The sequence below is a fragment of the Oceanisphaera sp. genome (genome assembly GCF_052084945.1).
Taxonomy (GTDB): domain Bacteria; phylum Pseudomonadota; class Gammaproteobacteria; order Enterobacterales; family Aeromonadaceae; genus Oceanimonas.
Genome location: NZ_JBQDEX010000152.1, coordinates 1 through 5130 on the forward strand (window position 1 = coordinate 1; position 5130 = coordinate 5130).

The following is a 5130-nucleotide window of genomic DNA, read 5'->3' on the forward strand; positions in this document are numbered from 1 at the left end:
TTAACTGGGGGTTGTTATTTGTACTTCTGCGGCAAATTCGCGGCGGGCGAAGGCGACTCTTTCTTCGGGGCTAAAGGTGGCCTTTTTGCCGAGTTGTTCGATTTTACGCAATCTAGGGACTAAGCCTGCGCCGTTGGCGGTTTGAATCGCTAAGCCTGGGCGGGCGTTAAGTTCTAGCAACATGGGGCCTTTTTGCTTATCGAGCACCATGTCGGTGCCAATGTAGCCAAGGCCTGACATTTCGTAACAGGATGATGACAAGCTTAGTAGTAGCTCCCAATAGGGCACTTTAAGATCGAGTAAATCGCGGCCTGTATCTGGGTGGTAGCGAACCGGCTGGTTAAATTGCACGGCGCGTATGGCTTTACCGGTATTAATGTCGAGCCCTACGCCTACCGCACCTTGGTGCAGGTTAGCTTTACCGTCTGAGGCCTTGGTAGATAAGCGCATCATGGCCATTACCGGAAAGCCTTTAAAGACGATCACGCGGCTGTCGGGTACGCCTTCATAAGAGAAGCCGTCAAAGACTTCATCAAAATCAATTAACGCCTCAATTAACGCCACATCGGGTTTACCACCTAATGAGAATAAGCCGGCAAGAATATTAGACACGTGGCGCTCAAGATCGACAATGCTTTCGCCTTTACCGCTGGGCTTAATAAAGTGTTGGCCATCGTGATTCACAATGACCACTATGCCTTTACCGCCAGAGCCTTTGGCCGGTTTAATACAAAACCCTGGCCAGTCTTTTATTTTTTCTAGCAGGCTTGATACTTGATGCTGAAACTCAATTACCCCAATTAAGTCAGGCACAGTAACGCCGGCATCTAGCGCAATACGTTTGGTTTCTAGCTTATCATCCACTAGGGGATATAAGCGCCGTGGATTATAACGGCTGATATAAGAAATATTACGCTGGTTCATGCCCATAATACCCATTTTATCGAGGGCAAAAGGGGAGGCGTATTGTGCTAGCCAACGTTTAATCATGCTTGCGGCCATCCGTATTATACTCATCTACCAAGGGCTTAAAGCGCTTTAACTCAGTAAGACGATAACCGGTGTAGTTACCCAGTAGTAAAACCACGGCCATCACAATGAGCTGTAAGCCTAAAAAGTTAAAGGTAATATGGCGCACAATTTCACTGTTCATGGCTAAAAATGCCACCACGGCCACCATTAACGAGCCGCCGCCTTGCTTGACCACTTCTTTAGGGCCTTCTTCTTCCCATAAAATTGACATGCGCTCTATGGTCCAGGCCAAAATGATCATGGGGAAGAAGGTGATTTTCATACCCTCGGTCAGGCCCAGTTGATAGGCCATAATACTAAAGAAGCCAATAATACCGATCACCATAATAATAACGGCCGATATTCGCGCCACCAGCAGCAAGTTAAGATGCGAGAGGTAAGATCGCAGTATTAACCCTGTGCCGACAATAATTAAAAAGCCCACTAAGCCGGTGATTAAACTGGTTTGAATAAATGCCATGGCAATCAGCACTGGCATAAAGGTGCCTGAGGTTTTTATGCCGACAATAATGCGTAAAAACACCACCACCAGCACGCCGATCGGCACTAATAAAATACCTTTAAACAGCGCTTGTTCTTCTAGGGGCAAGTTATATAGCGAAACGTCAATCCAGCTGGGCTGATCGAACTTTTTAGCCAAGGCAATATTCGTGGGCAGCTCTTGTTGGAGCATGGTAAAGGTGACGCGAGAGTTACTGCCCCCTACTAGGTCCAGTACCGGCGATGAATGATATTCCCATAGCAATTGTTGTTCTTGCAGGCCTTGAGCGCCGGTTTCGGGATTAAATAACTCGTATGACTCACCTTCGTAAACTTGTACTAAGTTAATGAGCGGCTGGCGACGACGACCATCTTCTAGTTGTAACCCTTGTAATAACCGTGCTGGCACGGCGGCTCTGTGCAATAGCTCGACTAATAGTGGCCCCGGTGCCTTATATTGTGCGAGTAATTCAGCATTTTGGCCGCGATTATTTAGCTCTTTTATAAGCTCGCGAGTGAGGGTGATGCCATCAGCCGAACGCTCTGTGGCTAAAGATAACACTTGATCCATGGCGGTGGCATAAGGCTCGGCTACTTCTACTGCCGTCATGGCGGGCAGCTGAGTCGACAAGGGCGCCTTGGCAAAGGGGTCGTGCATCATGTCGACTTTATAGTACAGCTCTTGATGGCCTTGGGCGTTGCGTATGGTCCACTCAGCTCGGTTGCTGCCATTGGCTTCAACAAAAGATAAACCATAACCGGGTGATGCGGCTGACTCATTCATTAGCGTAAAGCCCGGTTGGCTACCCGGAATGGCCAGTGAGGCTTTAACGGGTTTGCCTTGGGCTTCAAATTCCACTTTAGCCTCAATAGACCAAATTTGGCGTTTTTCACCGGGCATCCAGGGCACTTCATACACAAAGTGGCGCTGTAGCATGAGTGCCAGACCGGCTAAAAACAGCACGGCAACAATAATATAAAAAGGTTTACGAGAGTACATAAGGGTTACTCGTTAGCAGAAAGAGGGCGCTTAGGCTTGCCCTGAACATTTTTACGGGCAATATCAACCACTGCGATGTCTTTTAAGAACTCACGCCCTAACAGTACTGAATAGGTCATTTGGCTGCGGTCGGTGAGGGTAAATTCGGTTTTTTCTGATAAGCGACCCAGACGAATATTTAACTCCACCACGGGGCGGCGCTCTATGTCATCGGCCGAGGCTTGACGAATACGCACATAGCGCACCAAAGGCGTTTCTATTTGCAGCTTTTCATCTACGCCTTCGTGCGCCATATTAAAGCTCACCCAAGGGTTGCCGTCTCGCTCAAATACCGTGATATCTTGGGCGCTCAGCGATGAGGTGGTGGCCCCAGTATCAATACGCGCGGCAAAGCTGTCATTAATGCTATCGAGCCAGATTGTTTCTGTTTCACCAACAATGAGTTTACCGTCTTGAGTTTCATTTTCCGGTGAGAGGGGAGCATTGTTATTGACCACTGGCGAGGGCGCCGCTACAGAACGATCTAATTTGCTTTTCAAGTTTCTAATATCCTGTTGCAAGGCCGTCATTTTAAGGTGATGACGGTGGCTAAGTTGCGTGGTTTGTTTGAGTATGCTGTCGTTTAGCCGAGCTTCTAAGCTGATTAGGTTAGCACTGAGCTCGGGCTCAGTAATAGGCTGAGGCTTGGGCGTTGCGTCCGTTGGTGACGTTTGGCTAACACAGGCGGTGAGCAATAGCGGAACAAATAGGGATATTACAGCATTATTCATAGTGTGCCTCTAAAGGTGTATTTTGTGGGTCTACCGGTTTATTGGCGATAATAATGGTTCTTATAGGCGCCGGGTAGCCTTCTATGGTTTTATTTGAGTCTTCTGGATCGAGGAAGTCTGCCAGTGATTCATTGCGCATCCATTGGGTGCGCCTTTGCTCACCCAAATCCGTTTTGCCTTCATCCACGACTCTTATATTTTCAAAACCGCACTTTGTTAACCAGTTCACTAAAGCGGCTGAGCTGGGAATAAACCAGACATTACGCATTTTTGCATAGCGCTCGCCGGGCACTAGTACTTGGTTTTCGTCACCTTCAATAACCAGGGTTTCTAATACCAGTTCGCCACCATCACATAATTGCGCTTTTAATTGCAGTAAGTGATCGATAGGGGAGCGTCTGTGATAAAGCACTCCCATCGAAAAAACGGTATCAAACGCATTAAGCTCAGGCAGCTCTTCAATACCCAAAGGCAATAATTGAATGCCTTTATAGCCATTACTAAAGTGCTTAATGGCCTCAAATTGGCATAAAAACAATGCAGAGGGATCTATGCCGACGGCCATTTTGGCCCCTGCACCGCGCATGCGCCATAAGTGATAACCACTGCCACAGCCCACATCTAACACATAGCGATGTTTAAGCGGGCTAATATGCGGCGCTAGGCGATCCCATTTCCAGTCGGAACGCCATTCGGTATCAATGTCGATGCCATGTACGTTAAAGGGACCTTTGCGCCAAGGATGAAACTGATCCAATAAATTGGTTATCTTTTTTTGTTCACCAGAGCTTATCTCGTCTGGGCGTCCAATGCTGACGCTATCCGTTAATTCAAGATAATGGGTGTGGGTAGAGGGCAGTTTGCGCAATGCGCGCCCCCAGCGTGGCAAGTCACCATGAAGGTGACTTTTTTGCCAAGCATAAAGTTGGGCGGGTAAGCAGTGCAGCCAATGTTGCAAGCGGCTTTTGGCTATTTGTTGATAAAAATCACTAAAATCAATCATGTGTTCGCCGCCTGTTTAATGGCCACCATGGAGCCAAAGTTAAAACACTGAAACCACATATCTATGTGAGCAAAGCCGACGCGTGAGAGGCGGGCTTTATGTTGTTCTGGAGTGTCTGGGCGCAATACATTTTCGAGTGCGGTGCGCTTTTGGCTAACCTCTAACTCGCTATAACCATTGGCGCGTTTAAAGTCGTGGTGCAAATCGATGAGGAGTTCATTCACGGTGTCGTTGGTGCTAATAAACTTTTCACTTAAAATAAGCACCCCGCCTGGGTTTAACCCGGCATAAATTTTTTGTAATAAAGCTTCGCGTTGCTCAGGGTCTATAAACTGCAAGGTGAAGTTAAGTACTACAACCGAGGCATTTTCAATATTGATGTCGCAAATGTCGGCCTCGGTGAGTGTGACTGGAATGTCAGATTTAAAAGCCGCTAAATGGCTGGCTGCGCGCTCTAACATAGCACTCGAGTTATCAACGGCAATCAGAGTACAGCCAGCTTGCGTTAAATTACGACGCATCTCTTGCGTTGCCGCCCCTAATGAGCAACCTAAGTCATACAATTGACTATTAGGCTGAGCAAAGCGGGCAGTCATCATGCCGATGGCGGCAATAATATTGGAGTAGCCCGGCACAGAGCGCTTGATCATGTCGGGAAAAACTTCGGCTACATTTTGGTCGAAGTTGAAGTCGCCCAATTGGGCTATTGGGGCGGCGAAGATGTGATCTTTTGATTGCATAGCGAATGAATAATAACCAGTGGCGGATGACAGCTCTGAGGCTGTACACAATGGCTGCCATTGTAAAAGAAGCCATGGCGAGCGACAAGTCATACAGCGCCAAGC

General features: G+C 47.8%; 5 protein-coding genes. All 5 read right to left on the reverse strand.

Going from position 1 to position 5130, the window contains the following annotated elements:
- The 5 genes from ACTHY5_RS11160 to cmoA are packed head-to-tail and all read right to left on the reverse strand — an operon-like array spanning position 1 to position 5025.
- A complete protein-coding gene (locus ACTHY5_RS11160) occupies positions 1-990 on the reverse strand; it encodes an alpha-L-glutamate ligase-like protein (RefSeq protein ID WP_441879640.1) in 990 nt (329 codons plus the stop codon).
- Complete coding sequence (locus ACTHY5_RS11165) at positions 983-2512, reverse strand: inactive transglutaminase family protein (RefSeq protein WP_441879642.1); 1530 nt, start codon at positions 2510-2512, stop codon at positions 983-985. The genes ACTHY5_RS11160 and ACTHY5_RS11165 overlap by 8 nt, the downstream gene beginning before the upstream one ends.
- 5 nt (positions 2513-2517) lie before the next feature.
- The gene (locus ACTHY5_RS11170) at positions 2518-3282 is read right to left on the reverse strand and encodes an ATP-dependent zinc protease family protein (protein ID WP_441879644.1); all 765 of its coding nucleotides are present in this window, start codon (positions 3280-3282) and stop codon (positions 2518-2520) included.
- A complete protein-coding gene (gene cmoB, locus ACTHY5_RS11175) occupies positions 3275-4285 on the reverse strand; it encodes a tRNA 5-methoxyuridine(34)/uridine 5-oxyacetic acid(34) synthase CmoB (RefSeq protein WP_441879646.1) in 1011 nt (336 codons plus the stop codon). The genes ACTHY5_RS11170 and cmoB overlap by 8 nt, the downstream gene beginning before the upstream one ends.
- Positions 4282-5025: a carboxy-S-adenosyl-L-methionine synthase CmoA gene (gene cmoA, locus ACTHY5_RS11180; protein ID WP_441879648.1), complete on the reverse strand. Its 744-nt coding sequence runs from the start codon at positions 5023-5025 to the stop codon at positions 4282-4284. The genes cmoB and cmoA overlap by 4 nt, the downstream gene beginning before the upstream one ends.
- Positions 5026-5130 lie beyond the last annotated feature (105 nt).